Source organism: Roseivivax sp. GX 12232 (assembly GCF_021272185.1).
In the GTDB taxonomy this organism is placed as follows: domain Bacteria; phylum Pseudomonadota; class Alphaproteobacteria; order Rhodobacterales; family Rhodobacteraceae; genus Roseivivax.
Map to the genome: position 1 here is coordinate 52537 of NZ_JAJSEC010000006.1, position 26391 is coordinate 78927.

General features: G+C 70.0%; 24 protein-coding genes. 15 read left to right on the plus strand and 9 right to left on the minus strand.

Going from position 1 to position 26391, the window contains the following annotated elements; all coding sequences use genetic code 11:
• Nucleotides 1-463 precede the first annotated feature (463 nt).
• On the plus strand, nucleotides 464-2038 hold the full coding sequence (locus LR948_RS11610; RefSeq protein ID WP_232754192.1) for a gamma-glutamyltransferase family protein: 1575 nt from the start codon (nucleotides 464-466) through the stop codon (nucleotides 2036-2038).
• A 57-nt stretch (nucleotides 2039-2095) separates the two neighbouring features.
• On the opposite strand, the gene LR948_RS11615 is transcribed toward LR948_RS11610, so the two are convergent.
• The 3 genes from LR948_RS11615 to LR948_RS11625 all read right to left on the minus strand — a co-directional run bounded on the left by LR948_RS11615 (nucleotide 2096) and on the right by LR948_RS11625 (nucleotide 4790).
• Nucleotides 2096-3466, minus strand: coding sequence for a glutamate--cysteine ligase (locus LR948_RS11615; protein ID WP_232754193.1), 1371 nt, complete (start codon nucleotides 3464-3466; stop codon nucleotides 2096-2098).
• A 65-nt stretch (nucleotides 3467-3531) separates the two neighbouring features.
• Complete coding sequence (locus tag LR948_RS11620; RefSeq protein ID WP_232754194.1) at nucleotides 3532-4056, minus strand: hypothetical protein; 525 nt, start codon at nucleotides 4054-4056, stop codon at nucleotides 3532-3534.
• Entirely contained in the window at nucleotides 4053-4790 is a 738-nt protein-coding gene (locus LR948_RS11625) for a 16S rRNA (uracil(1498)-N(3))-methyltransferase (RefSeq protein ID WP_232754195.1), read from the minus strand. Before LR948_RS11625 ends, LR948_RS11620 begins: the two co-directional genes overlap by 4 nt.
• Before the next feature lie 11 nt (nucleotides 4791-4801).
• Between LR948_RS11625 and ubiA the strand changes: the two genes are divergently transcribed.
• From ubiA to LR948_RS11640, 3 genes are read left to right on the plus strand one after another with little or no spacing between them, the layout of a single operon-like run.
• Nucleotides 4802-5761: a 4-hydroxybenzoate octaprenyltransferase gene (gene ubiA / locus LR948_RS11630; protein WP_232754196.1), complete on the plus strand. Its 960-nt coding sequence runs from the start codon at nucleotides 4802-4804 to the stop codon at nucleotides 5759-5761.
• 59 nt (nucleotides 5762-5820) lie between these two features.
• Nucleotides 5821-7728, plus strand: coding sequence for an OmpA family protein (locus LR948_RS11635; protein WP_232754197.1), 1908 nt, complete (start codon nucleotides 5821-5823; stop codon nucleotides 7726-7728).
• On the plus strand, nucleotides 7725-8054 hold the full coding sequence (locus LR948_RS11640; RefSeq protein ID WP_232754198.1) for a hypothetical protein: 330 nt from the start codon (nucleotides 7725-7727) through the stop codon (nucleotides 8052-8054). The genes LR948_RS11635 and LR948_RS11640 overlap by 4 nt, the downstream gene beginning before the upstream one ends.
• Before the next feature lie 557 nt (nucleotides 8055-8611).
• Here LR948_RS11640 and LR948_RS11645 read toward each other — a convergent pair.
• Nucleotides 8612-8908: an HNH endonuclease gene (locus LR948_RS11645; RefSeq protein WP_232754379.1), complete on the minus strand. Its 297-nt coding sequence runs from the start codon at nucleotides 8906-8908 to the stop codon at nucleotides 8612-8614.
• Between LR948_RS11645 and LR948_RS11650 the strand changes: the two genes are divergently transcribed.
• Nucleotides 8907-10109, plus strand: a complete 1203-nt coding sequence (locus tag LR948_RS11650; protein WP_232754199.1) for a TIGR03862 family flavoprotein — start codon at nucleotides 8907-8909, stop codon at nucleotides 10107-10109. The genes LR948_RS11645 and LR948_RS11650 overlap by 2 nt on opposite strands.
• Nucleotides 10110-10270: 161 nt before the next feature.
• Here the strand turns inward: LR948_RS11650 and LR948_RS11655 are convergent, their stop codons facing one another.
• The 4 genes from LR948_RS11655 to leuS all read right to left on the minus strand — a co-directional run bounded on the left by LR948_RS11655 (nucleotide 10271) and on the right by leuS (nucleotide 15066).
• Nucleotides 10271-10861, minus strand: coding sequence for a glutathione S-transferase family protein (locus tag LR948_RS11655; protein ID WP_232754200.1), 591 nt, complete (start codon nucleotides 10859-10861; stop codon nucleotides 10271-10273).
• 122 nt (nucleotides 10862-10983) lie between these two features.
• Nucleotides 10984-12009, minus strand: coding sequence for a DNA polymerase III subunit delta (holA, locus tag LR948_RS11660; RefSeq protein WP_232754201.1), 1026 nt, complete (start codon nucleotides 12007-12009; stop codon nucleotides 10984-10986).
• A complete protein-coding gene (lptE, locus tag LR948_RS11665) occupies nucleotides 12006-12503 on the minus strand; it encodes an LPS assembly lipoprotein LptE (RefSeq protein ID WP_232754202.1) in 498 nt (165 codons plus the stop codon). The genes holA and lptE overlap by 4 nt, the downstream gene beginning before the upstream one ends.
• Nucleotides 12490-15066 (minus strand): leucine--tRNA ligase, encoded by a 2577-nt coding sequence (gene leuS / locus LR948_RS11670; protein ID WP_232754203.1) that lies wholly within the window; start codon nucleotides 15064-15066, stop codon nucleotides 12490-12492. Before leuS ends, lptE begins: the two co-directional genes overlap by 14 nt.
• A 530-nt stretch (nucleotides 15067-15596) precedes the next feature.
• On the opposite strand from leuS, the gene LR948_RS11675 reads away from it, so the two are divergent.
• Nucleotides 15597-16856, plus strand: coding sequence for a glycosyltransferase (locus LR948_RS11675; RefSeq protein WP_232754204.1), 1260 nt, complete (start codon nucleotides 15597-15599; stop codon nucleotides 16854-16856).
• Between the two features lie 227 nt (nucleotides 16857-17083).
• On the opposite strand, the gene LR948_RS11680 is transcribed toward LR948_RS11675, so the two are convergent.
• Entirely contained in the window at nucleotides 17084-17590 is a 507-nt protein-coding gene (locus tag LR948_RS11680; RefSeq protein ID WP_232754205.1) for a DUF3576 domain-containing protein, read from the minus strand.
• A gap of 281 nt (nucleotides 17591-17871) precedes the next feature.
• Here LR948_RS11680 and LR948_RS11685 point away from each other — a divergent pair, with 281 nt between their 5' ends.
• From LR948_RS11685 to LR948_RS11725, 9 genes are all read left to right on the plus strand, one after another.
• Entirely contained in the window at nucleotides 17872-18891 is a 1020-nt protein-coding gene (locus LR948_RS11685) for a porin (RefSeq protein WP_232754206.1), read from the plus strand.
• An 83-nt stretch (nucleotides 18892-18974) separates the two neighbouring features.
• On the plus strand, nucleotides 18975-20456 hold the full coding sequence (locus tag LR948_RS11690) for a sulfotransferase (protein ID WP_232754207.1): 1482 nt from the start codon (nucleotides 18975-18977) through the stop codon (nucleotides 20454-20456).
• Nucleotides 20447-21100: a YggS family pyridoxal phosphate-dependent enzyme gene (locus LR948_RS11695; protein ID WP_232754208.1), complete on the plus strand. Its 654-nt coding sequence runs from the start codon at nucleotides 20447-20449 to the stop codon at nucleotides 21098-21100. The genes LR948_RS11690 and LR948_RS11695 overlap by 10 nt, the downstream gene beginning before the upstream one ends.
• Nucleotides 21101-21191: 91 nt before the next feature.
• Entirely contained in the window at nucleotides 21192-22112 is a 921-nt protein-coding gene (locus LR948_RS11700; protein WP_232754209.1) for a manganese-dependent inorganic pyrophosphatase, read from the plus strand.
• Between the two features lie 102 nt (nucleotides 22113-22214).
• Nucleotides 22215-23087, plus strand: coding sequence for a TIGR01459 family HAD-type hydrolase (locus LR948_RS11705; RefSeq protein WP_232754210.1), 873 nt, complete (start codon nucleotides 22215-22217; stop codon nucleotides 23085-23087).
• Between the two features lie 288 nt (nucleotides 23088-23375).
• Nucleotides 23376-23819 carry a MaoC family dehydratase gene (locus LR948_RS11710; protein WP_232754211.1) on the plus strand — a complete coding sequence of 148 codons (444 nt, stop codon included), beginning with the start codon at nucleotides 23376-23378 and terminating at the stop codon, nucleotides 23817-23819.
• A gap of 49 nt (nucleotides 23820-23868) precedes the next feature.
• Nucleotides 23869-24801, plus strand: coding sequence for a bifunctional riboflavin kinase/FAD synthetase (locus LR948_RS11715; RefSeq protein WP_232754212.1), 933 nt, complete (start codon nucleotides 23869-23871; stop codon nucleotides 24799-24801).
• Complete coding sequence (locus LR948_RS11720; protein ID WP_232754213.1) at nucleotides 24798-25274, plus strand: YcgN family cysteine cluster protein; 477 nt, start codon at nucleotides 24798-24800, stop codon at nucleotides 25272-25274. The genes LR948_RS11715 and LR948_RS11720 overlap by 4 nt, the downstream gene beginning before the upstream one ends.
• A gap of 12 nt (nucleotides 25275-25286) precedes the next feature.
• Nucleotides 25287-26321, plus strand: coding sequence for a low specificity L-threonine aldolase (locus tag LR948_RS11725; protein WP_232754214.1), 1035 nt, complete (start codon nucleotides 25287-25289; stop codon nucleotides 26319-26321).
• Nucleotides 26322-26391 lie beyond the last annotated feature (70 nt).

A 26391-nucleotide genomic window follows, 5' to 3' on the forward strand; every position in this document is an offset into this window, starting at 1 on the left:
CCCGACCTGGTCGGCCGATCTCAGCCCCAGGTCTGGTCGCCTGATCCCGGCTCCCGACTTGATCGCCTGATCCCATCCCCCGGACTGACCGCCCGGCAGCCCTCGCCTACCGCCGCGACCTGCCCCACCGCGGCCACCTCCCGCCTCATGGTTGCACCGATTCCACCCCGCGACAGCCCTTCCGCGCGCCACCAGCCCCTCTTTCTTCCCCAACAAAACAACGCCTTACACGGCATCCACGCCCGCCGCACCCCGCGCCTCAAAAAGACCCCTTTCCCTGCTCAAAAGCGACACAGAGCAAGGCGATAACTCTCCCTGTAGCTGCAATATGCTTCCCTCGGCGTCGCGTCGTAATAGCCCCCACCCAGTGCGCGGCGCCGAGGTCTTCCCCCTCCCTTCCCGAGATTGACGCCCGAAGGATCTGCAGTAGGCTCGCGCCAGTGCAGCCCCGGGGGAGATATTCATGCGCGACTTCCACCTGCCCAGCCGTTCCGCCGTCTTCGCGGAGAACGGCATGGCGGCCACCTCGCATCCGCTGGCCGCCGCCGCCGCGATCGACATCCTCAAGGCCGGCGGCTCGGCCATGGATGCGGCCATCGCCGGCGGCGTGCTCCTGGGGCTCTGCGAGCCGCAGATGACCGGCATCGGCGGCGACTGCTTCGCGCTGGTCTCCGAACCCGGGCAAGGCGTCACCGCGGTCAACGGCTCGGGCCGCGCGCCCGCCGGCGCCAGCGCCGAGACCCTGCGCGCCGCGGGCCACGAGACCGTGCCGGTGCATTCCGCCCAGGCCGTCACCCTGCCCGGCGCCGTCGACGCCTTCGCCCGGATGTCCGAACGCTGGGGCAAGCTGGGTCTGGCCCAAAGCCTCGCCCCCGCGATCGCCTACATGGAGGAGGGCGTGCCCGTCGCCCCGCGCGTCGCTTTCGACTGGGCGGGCCAGCACAAGGTGCTGCAGGGCGCGGCGCGCGACCACTTCCTGCCCGGCGGCGAGGCCCCGCGCCCCGGCACCCGCTTCGCCCTGCCTGGCCAGGCCGAGGTCCTGCGCCGCATCGCCCGCGACGGCCCGAAGGCCTTCTACGAAGGCGAGGTCGCCGAGGACATGCTGGCGAGCCTCCGCGCCCTGGGCGGTGCCCACACCGCCGAGGATTTCGCCGGGGTCGAGGCCACCTTCGGCGCGCCGATCTCGGGGCACTACGCCGGCACCGAACTGCTCGAGCATCCGCCCAACGGCCAGGGCGCGACGGCGATCCTGCTCCTCAACATCCTGAAGCACTTCGACCTCGCCGCGCTCGATCCCTTCGGGGCCCAGCGCGCCCATATCGAGGCCGAGGCCACCAAGTTGGCCTATGACGCGCGCAACCGCTTCCTGGCCGATCCTGACCATATGACCCGGCTCGACCACATGCTCGACCCCGCCACCGCCGAGGCGCTGGCGGGGCTGATCGACCCGCGCCGCGCCCAGGGTGCGACCACGCAGATCGCCGAGGCGGTGCACAAGGACACGATCTACATCACCGTGGTCGACCGCGACCGCATGGCCGTCTCGCTGATCTATTCGATCTTCCACGGCTTCGGCTCGGGGATCGCCTCGGAGAAATTCGGCATCCTGTTCCAGAACCGCGGCGCGGGCTTCTCGCTGACCGAGGGCCACGCCAACGAACTGGCCCCGGGCAAGCGCCCGATGCACACGATCATCCCGGCCATGCTGCAAGATGACGGCGCGGTCAGCATGAGCTTCGGCGTCATGGGCGGGCAGTATCAATCCACCGGCCACGCGCGGATGGTCAGCAACTGGCGCGACTACGGGCTGGCCCCGCAGGACGCGCTCGATGCGCCGCGCGCCTTCGCCGACGGGCAGGTCCTGCAGGTCGAACGCGGCTACCCCGAGAGCGTGCGCCGCGAACTGGCCGACATGGGCCACGAGGTGCAGGTGCCCGATGGCCCGATCGGCGGCGCCCAGGCGATCCGCATCGATGCGGAAGGCGTGCTGGAAGGCGCCTCGGACCACCGCAAGGACGGCATCGCGCTGGGGTATTGAGCCCCCGCGCGCCCGGCCCGGGCCCCGGTCAGCGCGCCGGGGCCAGACCCCGGCCCCTCAGTAGGAATATTCCGCGAAGACCGGCCGCACGTCACCGTCCCAATCCGCGTGGAAGCGGCGGATCAGCTCGTCGGCGGGCGCCTCGCCGCTTTCGATGCTGTCCTGCAGGGCGTTCAGGAAATGCGTCTCGTCGGGCAGGAGGCCCCCGGCGCCGGGCCGCGCCCGCGCCTTCAGCCCGCCGCGCGCCAGGTCCAGCACCTCGGCGGCCAGCTCGCGCATGTGGCGTCCGCCGACCTCGGCGGCAAGGCCATCGGTCGCGGCGGCGACGCGCCAGGCCTCGCGGGTCTCGGCGTCCCAGTCCTTGGCGATGTCCCAGGCCGCATCGAGCGCCCCCTGGTCGTAGGTCAGCCCGACCCAGAAGGCCGGCAGCGCGCAGAGCCGCCGCCAGGGGCCGCCGTCGGCGCCGCGCATCTCGATGAACTTCTTGATCCGCGCCTCGGGGAAGATCGTGGTCAGATGGTCCGCCCAGTCCGAGAGCATCGGCTTCTCGCCCGGCAGCGCCGGCAGCTCGCCCTTGAGGAAGTCGCGGAAGCTCTGGCCCAGCGCGTCGACGTAGCGGCCGTCGCGGTAGACAAAATACATCGGCACATCGAGCGCGTAGTCGACCCAGGATTCAAAGCCGAAGCCCTCGTCGAAGACGAAGGGCAGCATGCCCGTGCGGTCGGCGTCGAGGTCGCGCCAGATCCGGCTGCGCCAGGACTTGTGGCCGTTCAGCCCGCCCTCGAAGAACGGCGAATTGCCGAAAAGCGCGGTCGCCACCGGCTGCAGCGCCAAGGCCACGCGCAGCTTCTGCACCATGTCGTGCTCGGAGGCGAAATCGAGGTTCACCTGCACGGTGCAGGTCCGGTACATCATGGATTTCCCCATGGTGCCGACCTCGTCCATGTAGCGGGTCATCAGCCGGTAGCGCCCCTTGGGCATCATCGGCATGTCCTCGTGGCGCCAATGCGGCGCGGCGCCGAGGCCGATGAAGCCAACGTCTAGCTCGTCGGCCACGTCGCGCACCTGGGCGAGGTGCAGGTTCACCTCGTCGCAGGTCTGGTGGATCGTCTCGAGCGGCGCGCCGGACAGTTCGAGCTGTCCGCCGGGTTCGAGCGAGACGTTGGCCCCGTCCTTCTCGAGCCCGATCAGATGGCCCGACTCCTCGATCGGGGCCCAACCGTGGCGGTCGCGCAGCCCCTCGAGTACCGCGCGCACCGATTGCCGGCCCTCGTAGGGCAGCGGCTCCAGCGTGTCCTTCAGGTAGCCGAACTTCTCGTGCTCGGTGCCGATGCGCCAGTCTTCGCGCGGCTTGCAGCCGGCTTCGAGGTATTCCGCGAGCTGGCCGTGATGCTCGATCGGACCGCCGCCGCTTTGAGGTATGGACATCTGGACGCTCCGTTCAACTCAGCCCCGGGTTTGGGCGACAGGCATGGGCAGGTTCTTCCTGGGTGTCAATGCAACCGCCGGGCGCGGGGCGCGGGCCCGTCCCGGCGCCACAGCGGGGCGATCCCGCCGCCGCCGGCCTCGAGCGCGCGCAACATGGCGCCCGTGTCGAAGCCCGGCAGCCCCGCGAAGGCATCGAAGAGCCGGTCGGCGCCGCTGGCCGTCACCGGAATGTGAAGCGCGGGCCCGCCCTCGTGGTCGATGCGCCAGTGCCGGGGATGCGAGGCCCGGTCGAGCGAGACCGCCGTCACCTCGTCGAGCGCCGCGGTGCCGCCAGAGAGCGGGCCGAAGTAGCTGAGCTGCCGCTCGGTGACCTCGACGATGCCGGGCCCGTCGCCCGCGCCGCGGAACCGTCCGCGCTGCACCCCGAGCCCGAGAAGCAGGAGGCCCAGCGCCACCAGCGCCCAGCCGAAGGCCGCCGCGAGCCAGCCAAGCGCGCCGAGCGCCACGAGAAGCCCCAGGGCCAGCACCGCGCCCCCCGCCAGCGCCTCGCGCCAGCGCATCAGGGCCGCGTGCGCCTCGGGCCGGATCACGTCCAGTCTCCGAGCCGCATCTGCCAGAGCGTCAGCGCCGCCACTGCGGCGGTATCGGCGCGCAGGATGCGCGGGCCGAGCCCCGCCACGGCGGCGAAATCGAGCCCGTGCAGCCGGGCGCGTTCACCCTCCGAGAAGCCGCCCTCGGGGCCAATCAGCACCGCCCAGGGCGCGCCGCGCCCCTCGGCCTCGGCGAAACGGGCGGCGCGTGTCTCGGGGCCATGGGCCTCGGCCTCGTCGCAGAACATCAGCCGCCGGTCCCCGGGCCAGTCGCGCAGGAGCTGCGAGAGCTTGGCCAGCGGCGCCACCTCGGGCACGAAACAGGCGCCGCATTGCTCGGCCGCCTCGCGGGCATGGGCCTGCAGCCGGTCCTGGCGGATGCGTTCGGAATTGGTGAACTCGGTCGTGACCGGCAGGAGCCGCCGCACCCCCATCTCGACCGCCTTTTCGACGATGAAATCGGTGCGCGCCTTCTTCACCGGCGCGAAGAGCAGCCAGAGGTCGGGCGGCATCTGCTGGGCCCGGGTCTGCTCCTCGACGACAAGCGTGCCGCCGCGCTTGCCCGCCTCGGCCACGCTGGCGCGCCATTCGCCGTCACGCCCGTTGAACAGGTGCAGCACGGCCCCCGGCGCCAGCCGCATCACCCCGAAAAGGTAATGCGCCTGCTCCCGCGCGAGCGCCAGCTGTTGTCCCGCCCCGAGGGGCTCGTCTACATAGAGCCTGACCTGAGCCATGGGGGGACCCTATGACCCGACCGGGAGAAGTGCCAGAGGGCCAGATCGCCGATGCGGTCAAAGGCAACTGGGTGGACCGCCACGCGCCCGAGGCGCTGAAGCCCTATTTCCGGCTGTCGCGCCTCGACCGGCCGATCGGCACCTGGCTCCTGCTGCTGCCCTGCTGGTGGGGGCTGTTCCTGGCCATGGCCACGACCGGGACCGCCTCCTGGCACGACGCCTGGATCTTCGCGGGCTGCGGCATCGGCGCGGTGCTGATGCGCGGCGCGGGCTGCACCTGGAACGACATCACCGACCGCGACATCGACGGTTCGGTCGCGCGCACCGCCAAGCGCCCGATCCCGGCGGGTGACGTCAGCGCGAAACAGGCCCTGGCCTGGGGCGTGGGACAGTGCCTCCTGGCCTTCCTGATCCTCTTGAGCTTCAACGCCGCAGCGATCCTTCTCGGCATCCTCGCGCTGGTGCCGGTGACGATCTATCCTTTCGCCAAGCGCTTCACCTGGTGGCCGCAGATCTTCCTGGGGCTCGCCTTCAACTGGGGTGCGCTCCTGGCCTGGACGGCGCATACCGGCAGCCTCGGGGTGCCGGCGGTGCTGCTCTATGTCGCGGGCATGGCCTGGACGCTCTTCTACGACACGATCTACGCCCACCAGGACAAGGAAGACGACGCGCTGATCGGGGTGAAATCCACCGCGCGGCTCTTCGGAGAGATGACGCCCCGGGTGCTGGTGATCTTCCTCGTGACCGCGCTGGCGCTCATGGCGACGGCGGTCTGGGGCGCGCTCGGCGCGGCGGGGGCGGCTTCGCTGGGGCTGGCGCTGGCCGGCGTCGCGGCCTTCGGGGCGCATATGGCCTGGCAGCTCTCGCGGGTGGACCTCGACAATCACGACGTGCTTCTGGCACTCTTCAGATCCAACCGGGACGCGGGGCTTCTGCCTGTGCTGTTTTTCGCCTGTGCGGCGATCCTGTGATTGCAGCCTTGCCCGCCGCCGCTTAAGACACTTCCGGTTCAGGCAATTGCAGGTTTGACATGCGCCTTTCGACTTTCGCCACGCTGACCGGCACATTCGTCGGCGCCGCCGCGCTTTCGGTGGTGGCCGCCAGCCTTTCGGCCCGTGTGGTCGAGGACAGCTCCGCCGCCGGAGTGGCCCGCATCCTCGAAGAGGACGGCATCACCTGGGCCGGGGTGGACGCCAACGGGCTCCAGCTTTTCGTGCATGGCACCGCCCCTTCCGAGGCCGACCGCTTCCGCGCGCTTTCGCTGGCGGGCCAGGTGGTCGATGCCGCCCGGGTCATCGACGAGCTGAACGTGGTCGAGCCCGAGGCGATCAAGGCGCCGCGCTTCTCGGTCGAGATGCTGCGCAACGACGACCGGATCTCGCTCATTGGGCTGGTGCCCACGAGCTACGACCGCGAGGCGCTGATCGACGGGCTGATGCCGCTGGCCGACGACCCCGAGGATCTCTCGGACCTGCTGGAAAGCGCCGATTTCCCCGCGCCCGAGACCTGGGGCCCGGCGATGCGGTTCGCCGCCTTCGCGCTCGCGGATCTGCCGCGCGCGAAGATCTCGGTCAATGCCGACCGGGTGCTGATCGAGGCCATGACCGAAAGCGCCGAGGACAAGCTGCGGCTGACCTCGAAGCTCAAGCAGGCCGCCCCCGAGGACGTCGAGCTGCAACTCGCCATCGAGGCGCCGCGGCCGGTCTTCTCGCCTTTCCCGCTGCAGATGGTCATCGACGAGGAGGGCGCCCGGCTCACCGCCTGCGCCGCCGATTCCGAGACCGCCCGCGCGCAGATCCTGAACGCCGCGCGGCTGGCCGGGGCGGCGCCCGAGAGCGAATGCACCCTGGCGCTTGGCGTGCCCTCCCCGCAATGGGGCAAGGCCGTGGCCGAGGCCATCGGGGCGCTTTCGGACATCGGCCAGGGCAGCCTGACCTTCTCCAACGCCGACATCGCGCTGGTGGCCGCCGAGGGCACGCCCGCGGACCGCTTCGACCGGGTGATCGGCAGCCTCAAGGGCGATCTGCCCGAGGCCTTCGTGCTCGATGCCGTGCTGCCCGAGCCGCCGAACGAGGATGACGCTCCGCTCGAGTTCGTGGCCACGCTCAGCCCCGAGGGCCAGGTCGCCCTGCGCGGGCTGATCGACAACGAGGTCACCCGCACCGCGATCGACGGCTATGCCCGCGCGGCCTTCGGCTCGGCCTCGATCCAGCTGGGTGCCCGCGTCGACGACCGACTGCCCGAGGGCTGGCGCGCGCGGGTGCTGGCCGCCCTCGACGGGCTGTCGCGGCTCGAGAACGGCGCCGCGGTGGTGACGCCCGGGCGGATCGAGATTTCCGGCGACACCGGCAACCCCGACGCCTCGGCCGAGATCACCGCGCTGCTGTCCGAGAAGCTCGGCACCGAGAATTTCGAGCTCGACGTGACCTACAAGGAGAAACTCGACCCGACCAAGGGCATCCCGACGCCCGAGGAATGCGTGGCGCAGATCAGCGTCATCATCGGCGAGCGCAAGATCACCTTCGAGCCCGGCTCGGCGACGCTGGACGGCTCGGCCAAGGACATCCTCGACGAGGTCTCCGAACTTCTGAAGATCTGCGGCGACATCCCGCTGGAGATCCAGGGCCATACCGACAGCCAGGGCCGCGAGGTGATGAACCAGCAGCTCAGCCAGGAACGCGCCCAGGCGGTGCTGATCGCCCTGGCCGACCGGCGGGTGCTGACCTCCTCCTACCGCGCGGTGGGCTACGGCGAGGAAGAGCCGATCGCCGACAACGACTCCGAGGAGGGCCGCGAGGCCAACCGCCGGATCGAGTTCACCCTGATCCAGCCCGAAGAGACGCCCGAGGAAGAAACAACGCTCGAAAGCGTTGAAGCCGCGCCCAAAGATGGGGCAGAAGAAGACGGCGGGGCAGGGTCGGACGAGGACACGGAGTGAACCGGATCGAATTCATCATCACCACGGCGATCATCCTCTTCGTGGCCTTCTGCCTGGGCTGGTTCGCCAATTGGCTCGTGCATCGCTTCACCCGGGTCAGCCAGACCGACCTCTCCGAGCTCGAGAAGATGAGCCAAGAGCTGCACGAGGCCGAGGAGACCCGCGACCAGGCGATCACCTATCTGCAGCAGCGCGAGGCCGAGCTGACCAACCAGCTTGCCCAGACCGAAGCCGAGCTGGCCGCCGCCATGGAGGGCCTGCGCGAGGCCCGCCACGAGGCCGAGGAGCTGCGCGCCTATTTGGAGCGCTCGCAGGCGAGCGGGTGAGGGGGGCTGTTGGGAGCTAATCCGACGGGATCGTCCGCTGCCTGAATGGCTGCCGCTGTTGGAGAGGTCGGTTGTCGCGCGTGACTGGATGAGCCCCGGCCTGAAGCCCGGCCCCAGGATCACAACCGTCGGCCTCTGCTCCTGAAGACCCGACGACACCCCCAAAGCTGCTCCATCATACCCCCTCACAACCTTACCCCCTGCCTGCGCCCGAATAGCACCGAAGGTGCCGGGCGCGCGCCGGACCGGCCCGATGGGCCGGCGCTCCTTGGGATGGCGCGCTCAGCTCCCCCCCTAGCCCTGACATTGCGTGGATAAAGCGCCTCGCTCAGAGCGCAGCAGCGCCGCCCCCCGGCCCGCCGCGCGCCCGGCACCTTCACCCCGGCCTGGGGCGCTCCTTGCCGGATCACAGGGGGCGCCCGGGTTCACCCAACATCAACCGTCTCCAAATCCCACCGGGCTTGCCCCTCAACGGCGACCCTGAGCCCCAGCCAGACGCCCGCTCTACGGCCGCCCGGTCCCCCGCGCGCCCGGCACCTTCACCCGAGGGCCACCCCCTACCGCTTCCGCCGCCCTCCGGCCGAGCGCTTGTGAAACGCCGGCGGGCGCTTGGCGACCCAGGCGAGGAACCCCGAGAGCTCCGGGTGCGCGCGCAGCGCCTCGGGCGTGTTTAGCTCGCGGGCCAGCTCGGCCTCGGTGAACCGCGCGTGGATCTCGTTGTGGCAGATCTGGTGCAACAGCACGACCGGCCCGCCCTTGCCGCCTTTGAGCTTCGGGACCAGATGATGCAGGCTGCTCTTCGCCTCGGGCGGAATGGGCCGCAGGCAAAGCGGGCAGATCGGATCGTCAACCATGACAGCCAAGATGGCAGCCCCCGGCGGGGGATCAAGCGCGCTGGTGATCGGCGGCGGGCCGGCGGGGCTGATGGCCGCCGAGGCCCTGCTCGATGCCGGCTGGCGAGTCACCCTGGCCGAGCAGAAGCCCTCGCTCGCGCGGAAGTTCCTGATGGCGGGGAAATCCGGGCTGAACCTGACCAAGGCCGAGCCCGCCGAGGAGTTCCTGAAGGCCTATGGCGCGGCGGCCGACTGGCTCGCGCCGATGCTCGCCGCCTTCGGCCCCGAGGCGGCGGTGCGCTTTGCCGAGGAGCTGGGCCAGGAGGTCTTCACCGGCTCCACCGGGCGGGTGTTCCCGAAAGTCATGAAGGCCTCGCCGCTCCTGCGCGCCTGGCTGGCGCGGCTGGAGGCCAAGCGCCTGGAGGTCCGCACCCGCTGGCGCTGGACGGGCGGCGCGGGGCCCTTCATCTTCGACACGCCCGAGGGGCCGGTCACGCGCGCACCGGATGTCGCGGTGCTGGCCGCCGGCGGGGCGAGCTGGCGGCGGCTCGGCTCGGACGGCGCCTGGGCCGGACATCTCGAGGCCGAGGGTCTGGAGCTCACCCCCTTCGCGCCAGCCAACGCGGGCCTGAAGGTCGACTGGTCGCCGCATATGACCCGCCATTTCGGCGCGCCCCTGAAGAACATCGCACTGACGGCAGGCGACATCACCGCACGCGGCGAGGCGGTGATCTCCGCCCGGGGGCTCGAGGGCGGCGGGCTCTACCCGCTCTCGCCCGCGCTGCGGCAGGGGGCGGCGCTGACCCTCGACCTCGCGCCCGACCGCACGGTGGAGGCGCTGGCCCGGCGGCTCGCGCGGCCGCGCGGCAAGGACAGCCTGTCGAACTGGCTGCGCAAGGCGCTGAAACTCTCGCCGCAGGCCCAGGCGCTGGTCATGGAATGCGCCCGCCCCCTGCCCCGGGAGCCCGAGGCGCTGGCCCGGCTCCTGAAGGCCCTGCCGGTCGCGCACGCGGGGCTGCGGCCTTTGGACGAGGCGATCTCCACCGCCGGCGGGCTGCCGCGGGCGGCGCTGGACGAGGGGCTCATGCTGCGCGCCAAGCCCGGGGTCTTCGCCGCCGGAGAGATGCTCGACTGGGAAGCGCCGACGGGCGGCTACCTGCTGACCGCCTGCATGGCGACCGGCCTCTGGGCCGGGAGGCACGCGGCGCGGCATGGCGGGTAAGCCTCAGGCGGGCGCAGGCGGCGCGGTATGGTGGCTAGAGCTCAGGCTGGCGCAGGCGGCGCGGCCGGGCAGCACGGCATTCTAACGATCGGCGTCATGCCTGCGCATGTCGCGCGTCACCCAAGCGCCTCCATCGCCCTCACGTCTGCCCGCGCGGCGCCCTAGGGCAGCGCGGCCGCCCGCCGGTAGGCCTCGCGGTCGCGCAGGCGGCGGGTGTAGGCCTTGAAGGCCTCGGGCGGGTCGGGGAACTTCGCCACCCGCGCCCAGCCGCCGCAATGGCACAGGATGATGTCCGGCACGGTCATCTCCTCGCCCATGATATAGGGCCCCTCGATGCCCGCGGTGATGCGTTCGAGGTTGGCGGCGAACTCGGACTTCAGGCTGTCCTTCACCTCGGGCACGCGCTTGTCCTCGGGCAACACGAAACTGTGCCGCGCGGCGGTCCAGATGATCGCGTCGAGCTCGTCGAGGATGCGGAAGGTCCAGCTGTCCTGCACCGCGCGCTCGGGCGTGCCGGCAGGACAGGTGAAGGCGCCGTGGCGGTCGGCCAGGAAGGTCAGGATCGCCGCCGAATCGGGGATCGCGCGGCCATCGGCCAGCAGCACCGGCACCTTGCCGAGGGGGCTCGCTTCGCGGACCTCGGCGCTTTGCGGGCCGACGGGCAGATGTTCGTAATCGACCCCCAGCTCCTCGAGCAGCCAGAGCGGGCGGAAGGCACGGGTCTTGGCGGTGCCGATCAGGGTGTAGCGCATGGGAAAGACGGCCTTCTTGCAAGTCGGGGCCGGAGGCTGCCAGCCCTGCCTTCAGAGTGGCCGAAGCCCCCCGGCTCCGCAACAGCGCCGATCCGGGGCGGCCTGAGACGACCCAGCGCCGATCAGCGCCGCGCCAGCATCGCGAGCCGGATCAGCGTGCGTTCGACCAGCGCCATCTGCGGGGCCTTCTGGCCCGCCGAGCGCAGCGACAGGTCGGTGTCGGTCAGGATCGTCAGCGCCTGTTCGAGCTTGCGCCCGCCCCAGCCCTGGGCCTGGCGGATCATCCGGTCGCGGCGCGGCCCGAAGACCGGCGGCCGGGCCCGGCCCATGCCCGCCTGCGGCCCGCCGGGATCGGCGGCGGCGGCATGCAGCACGCGGAAATGCCGGGTCGCCATGATCACCAGCGTCACCGCGTTGGTGCCCTGGGCGCCGAGGCGCTGCATCACCGGGCCGATCTCGTCGGTGCGGCCCTCGGCCACCACATGCAGGATCTCGTCGACATCCGCCTCGGTCGAGGTCGGCGCCATGAGCGCCACTTCCGCCGCGCTCAGCGGGCTCTCGTCGCCGATCTTGTAAAGCGCGACCTTCTCGATGGTCTGGCGGAAATCGCCGGGATCGAGCGTGCGCGCCAGCGCGAAAAGCGCATCGCCGGCGGCGCGGTCGAAGCCGGTCAGCCCGGCGCGCTCGAGGTCGGCCTCGATCTCGGCGCGGCTCGGCGGGTCGTTGTAGATGCCCGCGGCATAGGCGCGCTTGTGGCCCTCGAAGGCCTTGCGCAGCTTGGAGGAGGCCTTGAGCTGCCCCGCCGTCACCACGATCTGCGCGTCGCCCGGACGCCAGTCTTCGAGCGCGGCGATCACCGCGGGGGCGGCGTTGTCATTGGCCTCCTCGACGAAGGCCACGCGGGGGCCCGGGAAGAAGCCCTGCGCCTTGATCGCATCCAGAAGCCGCGAAGGTTCCTTGCGCAGATCGCCGCCGGACATCCGGGTGAGGCGCATCTCTTCCTCGCCGTTCGGCCCGAGGAGCGCCGCCACCACCTCCTGGCGCTTCAGCGCGACGCGCATGGCGTCCTCGCCAAAGATCAGGAGCCCCGCGGCCTCGGGATCGGGCTTGCGGAAATAGGCGGGCGCGTCGCGGGCCGAAAGCTTCATGTCGCGGGCGGCAGCCGGTCGGACATGAAGATCAGCTCCTCGACGATGCGGTCGGCGAGAATCGTGGTCAGCCGCTCCTGCGCGTCGGCCTGGGCGGCGGGGGTCGAGACGATGGAGCCGGTGGCGGAATAGCCCACGAACTCCTCGACCTGGCCCGCGTCGATCACCGTGCCGGTGGCGTCGCGCAGCCGGTAGCCCGCGGTGCCGACAAGGCGGAACCGGGTGGTGAAGCCCGCCGAGGTGGTGCCGAAGTCCTGTTCCTCGGCGCGGATCGTCACTTCAAGCCTGTAGGGCCCGGAAGCCCGGCCCAGCCGGTCCTCGAGCCGCCGCCGCAACAGGTAGCCGTTGCGGTTGTCCGGCGCCTCGACGCGGATCCTCTCCTGCAGCGCCATGGCGCCGCCCGTGGGCCCATAGGCCGGCGCGAAGCCGCAGGCGGCCAGCACCAGGCCCAGCACCAGGCCGGCCAGAAGGCGGCGGCGTTCAGATGACCACATTCACGATCCGTCCCGGCACCACGATCACCTTCTTCGGTTCGGCGCCGTCGAGCGCCTTGACCACAGCATGATGAGCCAGCGCGGTCTTTTCAACCTCGCCCTTGTCCATGTCCTTCGGCACGGCGATCTCGGCGCGGCGCTTGCCGTTGACCTGGATCGGCAGGGTCACCGTGTCCTCGACCATCATGGCCTCGTCGGCGACCGGCCAGGGCGCGTTGGCGATCAGCCCTTCGCCGCCCAGGAGCGCCCAGAGCTCCTCGGCCAGATGCGGGGTCATGGGCGACATGAGCTGCGCCAGCGCGCGGGCCGCCTGGCGCTTGGCCTCGCCGCCCGCCTCGGCCTTCGACAAGGTGCTGGTGAAGGCGTAGAGCCGGGCGATGGCGGCGTTGAAGCCGAAGCTCTCGATGCCCTGGGTGACATCGTGGATCGCCTTGTGCATCTCGCGCAGGAGGTCCTCGTCGCCGGGCTTGGCCGGCGCCTCGGAGGCCGCGGCCTCGGAGGCGATGCGGAAGACCCGCGCGAGGTGCTTGTTGGCCGCCTCGGCGCCCGAGGCGGTCCATTCCACGTCGCGCTCGGGCGGGCTGTCGGAGAGGACGAACCAGCGCGCGGTATCGGCGCCGTATTGGCCGATGATCGCCACCGGGTCGACGACGTTGTTCTTGGACTTCGACATCTTGGCCGAGGGGATCACCTCGACCTCGCTGCCGTCGGCGCGCAGGAGCGCCTTGCCGTCCTTCAGCTCGACGTCCTCGGGGTAGTGGTAGACCGGGCGCCCGTCGGCGCCGGTGGTCTTGTAGATCGCATGGGTGACCATGCCCTGGGTGAAGAGCGCGTTGAACGGCTCGCTCGACTTCGCGGGCAAATGGCCGGTCATCTGCATCGCCCGCGCGAAGAAGCGCGAGTAGAGCAGGTGCAGGATCGCGTGTTCGATGCCGCCGATATACTGGTCGACGTTCATCCAGTACTCCGCCTCGGCCAGGTCGGTCGGGGTCTCGGCCCGGGGCGCGGTGAAGCGGGCGAAATACCACGAGCTGTCCACGAAGGTGTCCATCGTGTCGGTCTCGCGCTTGGCCGCCGCGCCGCAGGCGGGGCAGCTCACGTCGCGCCAGCTCGGGTGCCGGTCGAGCGGGTTGCCCGGCTGGTCGAAGGAGACGTCGTCGGGCAGGCGCACCGGCAGGTTCTCTTTCTTCTCGGGCACCACGCCGCAGGTCTCGCAATGCACCACCGGGATCGGGCAGCCCCAGTAGCGCTGCCGCGACAGCCCCCAGTCGCGCAGGCGGAACTTGGTCACGCCCTGGCCGACGCCGTTCTCCTCGCAGAAGGCGATGGCGGCATCGACGCCCTGCTCTCCGGTCTGCGCTTCCTCGCCGGCGAAGCCCTTGATGTAGCGGACGGTTTCCTGCTTCGGGGGCACATAGGCCGGGCCGCCCTCCTCGGGCAGGATGAAGGTGCCCTCCTCGCCCATGGCGGGGGCGTAGACGGTGCTGACCGGCAGCTCGTATTTCCGCGCGAACTCGAGGTCACGCTGGTCATGCGCCGGGCAGCCGAAGATCGCGCCGGTGCCGTAGTCCATCAGGATGAAGTTGGCGATATAGACCGGCAGCTCCCAGGAGGTGTCGAAGGGATGGCGCACGGTGATGCCGGTGTCGAAGCCGCGCTTCTCGGCGGTCTCCAGCTCTTCCTCCGAGGTGCCCATGCGGCGGCAGTCGGCGTTGAACGCGGCGATCTCGTCGTTGTCGCGCTCCAGCGCCCGGGCCAGCGGGTGGTCGGGAGAGATGCCGACGAAGCTCGCGCCCATGAGCGTGTCGGGCCGGGTGGTATAGACCTCGATCCGGTCGAAGCCCTCGGGCGCATCCGAGGTCGAGAAGGCGAACTGCAGGCCGCGGCTCTTGCCGATCCAGTTGGCCTGCATGGCCTTGACCTTGGCCGGCCAGTCGTCGAGCCCCTCAATCGCCTCGAGCAGTTCCTCGGAATAGTCGGAGATGCGGAAGAACCACTGGGTCAGCTCGCGCCGTTCGACCAGCGCGCCCGAGCGCCAGCCGCGGCCGTTCTCGACCTGCTCGTTGGCGAGCACCGTCATGTCCACCGGGTCCCAGTTGACCACCGCGTTCTTGCGGTAGACCAGCCCCTTTTCCAGGAAGTCGAGGAACAGCGCCTGCTGCTGGCCGTAGTAGTCCGGGTCGCAGGTGGCGAACTCGCGGCTCCAATCGATCGACAGGCCCAGCGGCTTCATCTGGCCGCGCATGTCGGCGATGTTGGAATAGGTCCAGTCCTTCGGGTGCCCGCCCGAGGCCATGGCCGCGTTCTCCGCCGGCATGCCGAAGGCGTCCCAGCCCATCGGGTGCAGCACGCTGTGGCCGGTCGCCAGCTTGTAGCGCGCCACCACGTCGCCCATCGTGTAGTTGCGCACGTGGCCGATGTGGATGCGGCCCGAGGGATAGGGGAACATCTCGAGGACGTAATACTTCGGCTTGTCGTCCGACCGCCGGGCCTCGAAGGTTCCGGCCTCGTCCCAGGCCTGTTGCCATTTCGGCTCGATCTCGGCGGGGCTGTAGCGCGACATCGGGGCGTCCTTTTCCAGCGGCTGTCAGTCGGGTGTTGCAGGCCGCGTGATAGGGCGCGGGGGCGGCGGCGTCCAGCCCACCGTGGCGGCGGCCTTGGGCGCCCGGGTCGCGGTTTTGGCGGTCCGGGGTGGTCGGAGGGCGGTGCGCCGTGGCGGGGAGGCTCCGGGCGCGCCTCGGCTGGGCCCCTGCCCCTGGGGCTTCGCGTGGTCCGGTCAGCTCCCGGTTTGGCTTCTACCCTCGGCTGTCGCGCGCTCCGCTCAGGCCCAGGTCTGCACCGCGACCCGTCGCGCGTCCCGGCCAGCGGCCAAGTCTCCGCCCCGCCCTGCGCCTCTCCTCTGTGCGAGCGCCGGGCTCCGGCCTGCAGTCCGGCCCTCGCCCGACCAATGACTTCCCTCACTACGCCCGCCCAACGGGCAGGATGGGCACAGGTCACCCGCCAACCGCCGCGCGAGGATTGGCGCGGCGGGGCGCGCCGTGTCAGATCGGGCGCGGGGGCCCGCCCCCGGGACAGCTTCGATCACAGGCGCGCATGAAGATCCTCTGCATCCACCAGAACTTTCCCGGCCAGTACAAGCACCTCGCCCCGGCGCTGGTGGCGCGCGGCCACGAGGTCCGCGCCCTGACCCTGCGCGTCAAGGAGCGCACCACCTGGAAGGGCGTCGACGTGCTGCCCTACAAGGTCGAGGGCCGCTCGACCAAGGGCGTCTTCCCGCTGGCCGCCGACTTCGAGACCAAGCTGATGCGCGCGACCTATTGTTACCGCGCCGCGCTGGCCCTGCGCGACCAGGGCTTCAGCCCCGACGTGATCCTCGCCCATCACGGCTGGGGCGAGAGCCTGTTCCTGAAGGATGTCTGGCCCGAGGCGCGCCTGGGCCTTTACTGCGAGCTCTACTACAGCTCCGACCCCGCGATCACCGCCTTCGACCCGGAGTTCGCGCCGAAAAACATGGCCGACCAGCCGCTGAAGCTGCGGCTGAAGAACTTCAACAACCGCATGCACGAAGAGATCATGGATTCGGGCCTCTCGCCCACGCGGTTCCAGGCCGACACCTTCCCGGAGGTCTTCCAGGACCGATTGAGCGTCATTCACGACGGCATCGACACCGAAGCGGTGCGCCCGAACCCCGAGGCGTGGCTCGACCTGGACGAGGGCCGCGCGCTAACCCGCGCCGACGAGGTGGTGACCTTCATCAACCGCAACCTCGAGCCGCACCGGGGCTACCACGTCTTCATGCGCATGCTGCCCTCGCTGCTGAAGGCCCGGCCCGAGGCGCAGGTGGTGCTGCTCGGCGGCGACGGGGTGAGCTACGGGTCGCGCTCGGCCTCGGGCAAGAGCTGGAAGGAGATCTTCATCGAGGAGGTCCGCGACCGGATCCCCGAAGCCGACTGGGCGCGGGTGCATTTCCTCGGCCGGGTCTCCTACGAGCGGTTCCTCTCGGTGATCCAGGTCAGCCGGGTGCATGTCTATCTGACCTACCCCTTCGTGCTGAGCTGGTCGCTTCTCGAGGCGATGAGCGCGGGGGCGGCTGTGGTCGCCAGCGACGTGGCCCCGGTGCGCGAGGTGCTGGACCATGACGTCACGGGCCGGCTGGTGGATTTCTTCGACCAGGAGGCGCTGCTGACCGAGGTCACGGCGCTTCTCGAGGACGGCGACGCCCGCGCCCGCCTCGGCGCCGCGGCGCGCGCGCATGTTGTCGGGCACTACGATCTGCGGCGGGTCTGCCTGCCGCAGCATCTGGCCTGGGTGGAGCAGCTGGCGAAGAAGAAGGGTCGGTTGCCGAAGGATTGAGGTGGGGTGCTTGGGCAGCGCCGCGTGCGCAATGCAGTCCGCTTGGCTTTGATCGTGGGGAGGTGCGCCGCGACTGAGGGCGATCTCACCTAGCGGCGGAGAAAGCCGCCCGCGCTCACCCTCCGCTCAAGCCACCTCCATCAGGCGCCCAAAAGAAAGCCCGCCACTCTCGATCCGAGGCGGCGGGCTTTCCCAAAATCTCGTCACACCCCCGCAGGGCACCTGAATCAGAAGCGCGAATCCTGCTGCCGCAGCTGCCGCGCGCGGGTCAGGATCGCATCCTCGACCGCCAGCACCGTCGCCGCGCTGGCCGGGCCCGAGCGCGTCTGCAGCGCCAGGTTCAACGAACGCGCGTCCAGCGCCGGGTCGGTGACATAGATCGTCGCGCGGTAAGGCTGCCCGCCGCCCGGCGGCGTGCCGTAGCCGGTGGTGATGACGCCGGTGAAGGGGTCGATCGATTCGATCGGCAGGAAATTCAGCGTCTCGAGCGAGGCGTTCCAGATGTAGCGGTTCACCGCGCCGATGTCCTGGGCGTCGCCGCGGTTGCGGAAGATGTCCCAGATGGTGCTCTCGGGCGGGCCCTCGCGGCCGTAGACTTCCTCGTCGAGGATCTCCTGGGCAGGCCGGGTCTCGACCGGCGCCGCGTCGGGGCTGCGCTGGAACATGCCGCAGCCCGCCAGCGCCACCAGCGCCGGAATGAGCCAGAGCCCTCTTGCGATGCGCAGTCCTGCCATGTCCCCCGTCCCTTACGGCCCGTTTCGTCGCAGACCTCATTAACGGCCGCGTCGCCCCCCGACAAGCGGTCAATGCCCCGCGCTCATGGGAGCATTTGGCCCCTGCAGGAGCGCCCCGCCCCGTCTGCGGCGGCTTTGTGGCAAATGTGCATCATGGAACGAGATGTTCCCGAGGCCGTCCCGCCGCCGCTTGCAAGGCCAGCCCCCGACGGCGCATAGAGACCGCATCAAGGCCGGGGCATCCGGATTGGTATGTGCCTTACGAACACATGAGGGAAACAATGAAAAAGCTTCTTCTTGCATCCACCGCGCTGGTTGCTACCGCCGGGGTTGCCCAAGCCGATGTGGCTCTGTCGGGCTCCGCCGAGATGGGTATCTACGGCGGCGAGGACATCGATACTCAGTTCTTCACCGACGTCGACGTCACCTTCACCATGTCCGGTGAAGCCGACAACGGCCTGACCTTCGGCGCGTCGATCGACCTCGACGAGTCCGACGGCGCCGACTCCACCTGCGACGACGCTGTTGGCCTGGGCGACAACGCTGCCGGCACCACCTGCGCCGTGAACGGCGACTCCGACGCGTTCGACCCGAACGTGCAGGGCGGCGAGTCGATCTTCGTGTCCTTCGGCGGCGCGACCCTGACCATGGGCGACACCGACGGCGCACTCGACGCACGCGTTCCGGAAATGGCGCTGGCAGGCGGCTCGCTTGCTGACGACGAAACCGCGCACAACGGCTTCGACAACGGCGCGATCCTCGACGGCGCCGGCGGCGACGGCCAGATCGCACGCTTCGACTACGCCTTCGGCGCAGCCGTCTTCTCGCTCTCCGCTGAGCAGGACGCAAACGGCGCAGGCGACGAGCCGGTCATCGGCGTTGGTGTCAGCTACGCAGCTGACGTGTCGGGCATCGACATGAACGTCGGCCTCGGCTACCAGAAGCAGGAAGACAACCGGGCGGTCACCTCGTTCGCTGTCACCGGCGGCTTCGCCAACGGCCTGACCCTGGGCGCCACCGTGAGCAACTGGGACATCGACGGCGTTTCCGACGACGCGACCCACACCGGTCTCGGCATCGGCTACGAGATGAACGCTCTGGCCATCGGCTTCAACTACGGCCAGTACGAGCTCGACGGCGACCAGACCAGCGGCTGGGGCCTCGCAACCGTCTACGACCTGGGCGGCGGCATCTCGCTGCGCGCAGGCTACGGCTGGTCCAGCGAAGACGAGATCGGCGGCTTCGGCGGCGCGACCGAAGACTTCGACACCTTCTCGCTCGGCGCGAAGATGTCCTTCTAATCTCCCCACGGAGATTTGGACGGAAGAGCGGGTCCTTCGGGCCCGCTCTTTTCTTTTGTGCGGGGGCGGCTTAGACCGAAGCCATGTCGCGCGCGCCCCAATCCCGCACCGCAAATCCCGCCGCCGCCCGCTACCAGGCGGGGCTCGCGGCGCTGCAGGCGGGGCGGCTGACCGAGGCGCGCAGCACCTTCGCCGCCCTCGACCGCGCGCATCCCGACCAGCCGGAAATCCAGTTCCAGCTCTCGCGCCTGGCGCATCTGGAAGGCGACAGAGCCGCCCGGGCCCGGCATCTCGACAGCGCCCTTGCCAAGAAGCCTGATGAGCCCGCGCTCCTGCAGGAGGCGACCGAGGCTTATGCCCGCGCCGACCGGCCCGAGGATGCGCTGGCGGCCTTCGACCGGCTGATCGCCAAGGCCCCGGGGCAGATCAAGCCGCGCGCCGACAAGGCGCTCTACCTCCAGCGCATCGGGCGCTTCGCCGAGGCCGAGACGATCTTCCGCAAACTCCTGGCGAAACACCCGCGCGAAGGCGCGCTTTACCGGATGTTCTTCGCAACGGCGAAGCTGAAGGCCGACGACCCGGCGCTCAAGAGCCTCGGCCAGGCGCTGCGACACAGCCAGGTCAGCGGCGAGGCCCGGGTGCAGGGGCATTTCGCCATGGCCAAGGCGCGCTTCGATCTCGGCGAGCACGACACCGCCTTCGACGAGCTGGCCCGCGCCAACCGCCTGCAACGCAAGCTCGCGCCTTATGACGTCGAGGCGCGGCGCGCCGAGCAGCAGGCGATCCGCGCCGCGCAGGAGGGCGCCGACCTGACGCCTTTAGGCGAGGCGGCAGACCCCCGCCCGGTCTTCGTCACCGGGCTGCCGCGCTCGGGCACGACGCTCGCCGAACAGATCATCGGCGCGCACAGCCAGGCCGCCGCCGGGGGCGAGCTGGCCCATGCGCTGAAACTGGTCTGGAAGTCCTTCACCGCCCAGGGCCGCCTCGCGCCGCTCCGCAGCGCCAGCGAGACGCAGATCCGCGACCTCGCGCGGGCCTATCTGACGCTGGCGCGGCGCGACACCGGGGCACAGACCGGGGTCTTCACCGACAAGTCGATCCAGAGCCACCTGGTCTACGGCTACCTCGCCCGCGCCCTGCCCGGCGCACGGTTCATCGTGATCCACCGCGATCCGCGCGACATCGCGCTCTCGATCTACCGCAACCACTTCGCGACGGGCACGCATCGCTACGCCAACGACCTGGGCGACATCGCGGGCGTCATCAAGGACTTCCGCGCCAGCGTCACCTACTGGAAGGGCCGGCTCGGCGACCGCATCCAGGAATTCCGCTACGAGGACCTGGTCTCCGCCCCCGACACCGAGGCCCCGCGCCTCGTCGCCGCCGCAGGGCTCGACTGGGAAGACGGCTGCCTGCGCTTCCACGAATCGGGCGGCGCGGTGAAGACCCTCTCGGTCGCGCAGGTGCGCGAGCCGATCCACGCCGGCCGCCGCGCGGCCTGGGAGAAACACGCCCACCAGCTGGCCCCCTTCATCGAGGCCTGGGGAGACGATCCATGGGACTGAGCGACATCACCACCCGCATCCGCAAGGCCGAGGAGGCCGCCGGCCGCAGCGCCGGTTCGGTCGAGCTGATCGCCATTTCGAAGGTCCAGCCCAACGCCCGGGTCGAGGCCGTGCTCGAGGAAGGCCACCGCGTCTTCGGCGAGAACAAGGTGCAGGAGGCCGAGGGCAAATGGCCCGACTTCCAGGCCCGCTTCCCAGAGACCCGGCTGCATCTTGTCGGGCCGCTGCAATCGAACAAGACCCGCCGCGCGATGGAGCTTTTCGACGCCATCCATTCGGTCGACCGCCCGAAGCTCGCGCGCAGCATCGCGCGCATCGCCGAGGAGACGGGGCAGTGCCCCGATCTGTTCGTGCAGGTGAACACCGGCGAGGAAGAGCAGAAGGCCGGCATCGCGCCCGCCGATGTCGACGGCTTCCTGGCCGAATGCCGCGAGATGCAGCTGCCGGTCAAAGGGCTGATGTGCATTCCGCCGGTCGAAGAGACGCCCTCGCTGCACTTCGCGCTCTTGGCGAAACTGGCCGAGCGGAACGGGCTTTCCGGCCTGTCGATGGGCATGTCGGGCGACTTCGAAGAGGCGATCTCCTTCGGGGCGACCCATGTCCGCGTCGGCTCCGCGATCTTCGGCGAACGCGTCTACGACTGAGGCCCCGGGGCGGCGGTCCGCGCCCGGGTGACAACCCCCGCGCCCGCCCCTATAAGGCGCGCGACATCGCCAAACGCTTACGAGGACGATCATGACGCTTCAGGTTTTCGGCCATAAATCGCCCGACACCGATTCCACCGGCAGCCCGCTCATCTGGGCGTGGTATCTCAACGAGATCCGTGGCGAAGAGGCCAAGCCCGTGCTGCTCGGCGAGCCGAACACCGAGGCCGCCTTCATGCTCGAGCGCTGGGGCTTCGAGAAGCCCGAGATCATCGCCGACGTTGAAGCCGACGCACCGGTGGTGATCGTCGACACCAACAACCCCGCCGAACTGCCGGCCTCGGTCAATTCCGCCGACATCCGCGGCATCATCGACCACCACAGGCTGGTCGGCGGGCTCGAGACCAAGGGCCCGATCGAGATCCGCATCGAGCCGCTGGCCTGCACCGCCACGATCATGTGGAAGATGATCGGCAAGGACATGGCGCAGGCGCCCAAGGCCATCAAGGGCGCGATGCTGACCTGCATCCTGTCCGACACGCTGGAATTCCGCTCGCCCACGACCACCCAGGAAGACAAGGCCGTCGCCCATGCGCTGGCCGAGGACCTGGGGCTCGAGATCCCGGCCTATGCCGCCGAGATGTTTGCCGCGAAATCCGACGTCTCGGCCTTCTCGGACGCCGAGCTGATCCGCATGGATTCCAAGGAATACACCGTGGACGGCGTGAAGCTGCGGGTCTCGGTCCTCGAGACCACGGCACCCGAGCAGGTGCTGTCGCGCAAGGAGAGCCTGATGGCCTCGATGACGGATGTGGCCGCCGAGGACGGCGTCGACGAGGTGACGCTTTTCGTCGTCGACATCCTGAACGAGGAAGCCACCCTCCTGGTGCCGAACGACCGGGTGAAGACCATCGCCGAGAAGAGCTTCGACACCCAGGTCGCGGGCGACACCGTGGTCCTGCCCGGCGTGATGAGCCGCAAGAAGCAGATCATCCCGAACCTCAAGGCGTAACGCCGACCTGCGGGCGGGGGGCCTTGGCGTCCCCCGCACCCCCGCGCACCGGTCCGGCCAGATCATGCGCGCGCCGCGGGGGGTGCGCGCCGGAGACACCCCATGACCGAGATCATCCGGCAGCTGTCCGACATTTCCGCGCGCTACGAGGCGCTTTTCGTGGACCTCTGGGGCTGCGTGCACGACGGGCTGCGCGCCCATGAGGACGCGGTGACCGCGCTGCAGGCCTTCCGCGCGACCGGCGGCACAGTGGTGCTTCTGACCAATGCGCCGCGCCCGCGCGACAGCGTCGCCCGGCAGATCGCCAAGCTCGGCGTGCCCGACGACGCCTGGGACACGATCGCCACCTCGGGCGATTCCGCTCGCGCGGCGATGTTCCAGGGGGCGGTGGGCCGCAAGGTCTATTTCATCGGCGAGGACCACGACCAGAGCTTCTTCGAGCCCTTGAAGATCATCTCGGACCCGCTCGACATCCAGCGCGTGCCGCTGGAAGAGGCCGAGGGCATCGTCTGCTGCGGCCCCTTCGACCCGCATGCCGAACCCGAGGTCATGCGGCCGGAGTTCCTTTACGCCAAGCAGAAGGGGCTGAAGCTCCTCTGTGCCAACCCCGACATCGTGGTCGACCGCGGCGAGCGGCGGGAATGGTGCGCGGGCGCGCTGGCGCGACTCTACACCGAGATGGGCGGCGAAAGCCTCTATTTCGGCAAGCCGCATCCGCCGATCTACGACCTCGCGCGGACCCGGCTCGCGGCGCTCGGCACGGTGCCCGGCGACGCGGCGATCCTGGCGGTGGGCGACGGGCCGCAGACCGACATCACCGGCGCGATGGGCGAAGACATCGATTCGCTCTTCATCACCGGCGGGCTCGCGGCGGCGGAGACGCGTACCGAGGAGCAGCCCGACCCCAAGGCGCTGCGCGACTACCTCGCGCGCGAGGGCATCTCTCCGAGCTTCGCCATCGGCTACCTGCGCTGAGGCTCCGCCCCCCGGTCTGGCAGGCCGGGGGGCGGGAAACTTGCGCTGGGGTGATCCGTACCGCTTCGCGCGGTCGTCCCCGCCTTGCGCGCGGCGATCCCGGCCCGGGATCGTCCCGCTGCCCGACGCGGGCATCTCGACCCTGCGACCACCACCGCCCACAAGCCCCGCCCCACCCTCGCGCCGGGGGTTGATTTCTGCACCTGCAAAGTAATATTGTTGCCGGATACACGCCCGGTGAGGGCAATTTGTTGCTCGCGCGCGGGCAGGGTGAATCCGGAGGCCACAGTGTTGGACAATCAGCCGCGGGGCACGATCCCGATCGAGGACATCGAGATGGGCATGACCCGGTATCTCCAGAAGGAGATCACCGACGCCGATATCGAGAAATTCGCCGATGTCTCCACCGACCGGAACCCGGTGCACCTCGATGACGGCTACGCCCGCGACACGATCTTCGGCGGCCGCATCGCCCACGGGATGCTGACCGCGGGGCTCGTCTCGGCGGTGATCGGCGAGCAGCTGCCCGGCCATGGCACCGTCTACATGAGCCAGACGCTGAAGTTCCTGGCCCCGGTGCGGCCCGGCGATCTTGTCCATGCCGAGGTCAAGGTGACCGGCATCGAGGTCGGCAAGCGCCGCGTCACGCTGGAATGCCACTGCGCCGTCGACGGCAAGAAGGTCCTGATCGGCGAGGCCACGGTGCTTGCCCCCACGCGCAAGTTCGACTGAGCGTCGGGCCCGCCTTGCGCCACCCCCTGCGCGGGGCTAAGTGCGGGCCATGCGCATCTACCGCGATCACAGGCAGATTCCCGAGGACGCCCGCGGCGCAAGCGCGGCGATCGGCAATTTCGACGGCGTGCATCGCGGCCACCGCACGGTGCTGGACCTGGCGCGCCAGGCCGCGCCCGAGGCGCCGCTGGGCGTTCTGACCTTCGAGCCGCATCCGCGCGAGTTCTTCGCCCCCGAGGCCCCGCCCTTCCGGCTGACCTCGGCCGCGGCGCGCGCCTCGCGGCTGAAGAAGATCGGCGTCGAGACGCTGTTCGAGCTGCCCTTCGACGCAGGCCTCGCCGGGCTCACCCCCGAGGCCTTCGCCCGCGAGGTGCTGGCCGAGGGGCTGGGCCTCTCGCATGTGGTGGTCGGCGCGGATTTCCGCTTCGGCAAGGGCCGCGCGGGCGGCGCCGAGGACCTGATCCTCTTCGGTGAGGCCATGGGCTTCGGCGTGACCGTGGCGCCGCTACTCAAAGGCGCCGGCGGGCAGGTCTCCTCGACCGCGATCCGCGAAGCGCTGAGCGAGGGCCGCCCGCGCGACGCCAAGGCGCTCCTGGGCCATTGGCATCGGATCGAGGGCCCGGTCCTGCACGGCGAGAAGCGCGGCCGCGAGCTGGGCTATCCCACCGCAAACATGTCCATCGACGGACTGCATCCGCCGCGCTTCGGGGTCTATGCTGTCATGGTCGACGTGCTCGACGGGCCGCATCGCGGCAGCTACCACGGCGCCGCCTCGGTCGGCATCCGCCCGATGTTCGGCGAGAACCAGGCCAACATCGAGACCTATCTCTTCGACTTCAAAGGCGACCTCTACGGCGCGCGGCTCTCGGTCGGGCTGGTGGATTTCCTGCGCCCCGAGGAACGCTTCGACAGCCTCGAGGCGCTGATCACCCAGATGGACGACGACTGCACCCGCGCCCGGTCGGTGCTGGCCGAGACATGAGCGACCGCGACCCGATCGACCGGAGCGGCCTCGCGCCCCGCTTCTGGGAGACCAAATCGCTCTCGAAGATGAGCGCCCCGGAATGGGAGGCGCTCTGCGACGGCTGCGGCAAATGCTGCCTCAACAAGATCGAGGACGAGGACAGCGGCGAGGTCGCCCTGACCCGCGTCGCCTGCCGGCTCTTCGACGACGCCAGCTGCCGCTGCGGCCAATACGAGACCCGCCACAGCTTCGTGCCGGAATGCATCGTGCTCAGCCCCAAGACCATCGAGCAGCACGCCTATTGGCTGCCCCGGACCTGCGCCTACCGGCTGCTCTGGGAAGGGCGGGGGCTCTACGACTGGCACCCGCTGATCTCGGGCCGCGCGGACAGCGTGCACGAAGCCGGCGTCTCGGTCCGGGGCATGACCGTTCCCGAGTTCGAGGTCGATGACGACGACTGGGAAGACCACATCATCGACGAACCCCACTAAAGGAGAGCCGCCATGTTCTTTGCCTCCGACAATTCCGGCCCGGTGCCGCCGCAGGTGCTCGAGGCGCTGACCCGCGCCAACGAAGGTCACGCCAAGGGCTATGGCACCGATCCGCTGACCGAAGAGGTCACCCAGCAGCTCCGCGACCTCTTCGAGGCGCCCGAGGCGGCGGTCTACCTGGTGGCCACCGGCACCGTGGCGAACTGCCTGGCGCTGGCCTGCTACGCCCAGCCCTTCGACACGGTCTATTGCACCCCGCCCGCCCATATCGAGGAAGACGAGTGCAACGCGCCCGAGTTCTACACCGGCGGCGCCAAGCTGACGCTGGTGGGCGAGAGCGACCGCTTCGAGCCCTCGGTCCTGCGCCGCGCGATCGGCGGCTCGGGTGGCTCGGTGCACAACGCGCAGCGCGGGCCGGTCTCGATCACCCAGGCGACCGAGAAGGGCAATATCTACAGCCTAGACGATCTGCGCGCGGTGACCGGCGTGGCGCGCGAGTTCGGCCTGCCGGTGCATCTCGACGGGGCGCGCTTCGCCAATGCCTGCGTCGCCCTGGGCTGCACCCCGGCCGAGATGACCTGGAAGTCCGGCGTCGACGTGGCGGTCTTCGGCGGCACCAAGAACGGGCTCATGGGCGTCGAGGCGGTGATCTTCTTCGACCCCGAGAAGGCCCGCGAGTTCGAGCTGCGCCGCAAGCGCGGCGGGCATCTCTTCTCCAAGCACCGCTACCTGACCGCGCAGATGCAGGCCTATCTGGCCGATGACCTCTGGGCCGAACTGGCGCGGACCGCCAACGCCAAGTCGACGCGGCTTCTGGCGGGCCTGCAGAAGGTGGGCAAGATCGAGGGCGACCCGCGGGTCAACATGATCTTCGCGCGGCTGCCGCGGAAGCTGCACGCCCGGGCCTTCGAGGCGGGCGCCTATTACTACTGCATGGGCGACATCGCCGAGGGCGACCCAGAAGAGCCGGTCAAGGCGCGCTTCGTCTGCGACTGGTCCATCGAGGACGCCGAGATCGACCGCTATCTCGAGGTGATCGGCGCCTGAGGCGCCGCGCCGTCAGAGACAAGATCGGGCGCCCTGAGACGGGGCGCCCGGCGGAAACATCAGCGGGATT

Excerpts from the sequence above, each read along its gene's own strand:
- LR948_RS11610 (WP_232754192.1), top strand. The coding sequence starts at position 464 with ATGCGCGACTTCCACCTGCCCAGCCGTTCCGCCGTCTTCGCGGAGAAC.
- LR948_RS11615 (WP_232754193.1), bottom strand. The coding sequence starts at position 3,466 with ATGTCCATACCTCAAAGCGGCGGCGGTCCGATCGAGCATCACGGCCAG.
- LR948_RS11625 (WP_232754195.1), bottom strand. The coding sequence starts at position 4,790 with ATGGCTCAGGTCAGGCTCTATGTAGACGAGCCCCTCGGGGCGGGACAA.
- ubiA (WP_232754196.1), top strand. The coding sequence starts at position 4,802 with ATGACCCGACCGGGAGAAGTGCCAGAGGGCCAGATCGCCGATGCGGTC.
- LR948_RS11635 (WP_232754197.1), top strand. The coding sequence starts at position 5,821 with ATGCGCCTTTCGACTTTCGCCACGCTGACCGGCACATTCGTCGGCGCC.
- LR948_RS11650 (WP_232754199.1), top strand. The coding sequence starts at position 8,907 with ATGACAGCCAAGATGGCAGCCCCCGGCGGGGGATCAAGCGCGCTGGTG.
- LR948_RS11645 (WP_232754379.1), bottom strand. The coding sequence starts at position 8,908 with ATGGTTGACGATCCGATCTGCCCGCTTTGCCTGCGGCCCATTCCGCCC.
- LR948_RS11655 (WP_232754200.1), bottom strand. The coding sequence starts at position 10,861 with ATGCGCTACACCCTGATCGGCACCGCCAAGACCCGTGCCTTCCGCCCG.
- holA (WP_232754201.1), bottom strand. The coding sequence starts at position 12,009 with ATGAAGCTTTCGGCCCGCGACGCGCCCGCCTATTTCCGCAAGCCCGAT.
- lptE (WP_232754202.1), bottom strand. The coding sequence starts at position 12,503 with ATGTGGTCATCTGAACGCCGCCGCCTTCTGGCCGGCCTGGTGCTGGGC.
- leuS (WP_232754203.1), bottom strand. The coding sequence starts at position 15,066 with ATGTCGCGCTACAGCCCCGCCGAGATCGAGCCGAAATGGCAACAGGCC.
- LR948_RS11675 (WP_232754204.1), top strand. The coding sequence starts at position 15,597 with ATGAAGATCCTCTGCATCCACCAGAACTTTCCCGGCCAGTACAAGCAC.
- LR948_RS11680 (WP_232754205.1), bottom strand. The coding sequence starts at position 17,590 with ATGGCAGGACTGCGCATCGCAAGAGGGCTCTGGCTCATTCCGGCGCTG.
- LR948_RS11685 (WP_232754206.1), top strand. The coding sequence starts at position 17,872 with ATGAAAAAGCTTCTTCTTGCATCCACCGCGCTGGTTGCTACCGCCGGG.
- LR948_RS11690 (WP_232754207.1), top strand. The coding sequence starts at position 18,975 with ATGTCGCGCGCGCCCCAATCCCGCACCGCAAATCCCGCCGCCGCCCGC.
- LR948_RS11695 (WP_232754208.1), top strand. The coding sequence starts at position 20,447 with ATGGGACTGAGCGACATCACCACCCGCATCCGCAAGGCCGAGGAGGCC.
- LR948_RS11700 (WP_232754209.1), top strand. The coding sequence starts at position 21,192 with ATGACGCTTCAGGTTTTCGGCCATAAATCGCCCGACACCGATTCCACC.
- LR948_RS11705 (WP_232754210.1), top strand. The coding sequence starts at position 22,215 with ATGACCGAGATCATCCGGCAGCTGTCCGACATTTCCGCGCGCTACGAG.
- LR948_RS11715 (WP_232754212.1), top strand. The coding sequence starts at position 23,869 with ATGCGCATCTACCGCGATCACAGGCAGATTCCCGAGGACGCCCGCGGC.
- LR948_RS11720 (WP_232754213.1), top strand. The coding sequence starts at position 24,798 with ATGAGCGACCGCGACCCGATCGACCGGAGCGGCCTCGCGCCCCGCTTC.
- LR948_RS11725 (WP_232754214.1), top strand. The coding sequence starts at position 25,287 with ATGTTCTTTGCCTCCGACAATTCCGGCCCGGTGCCGCCGCAGGTGCTC.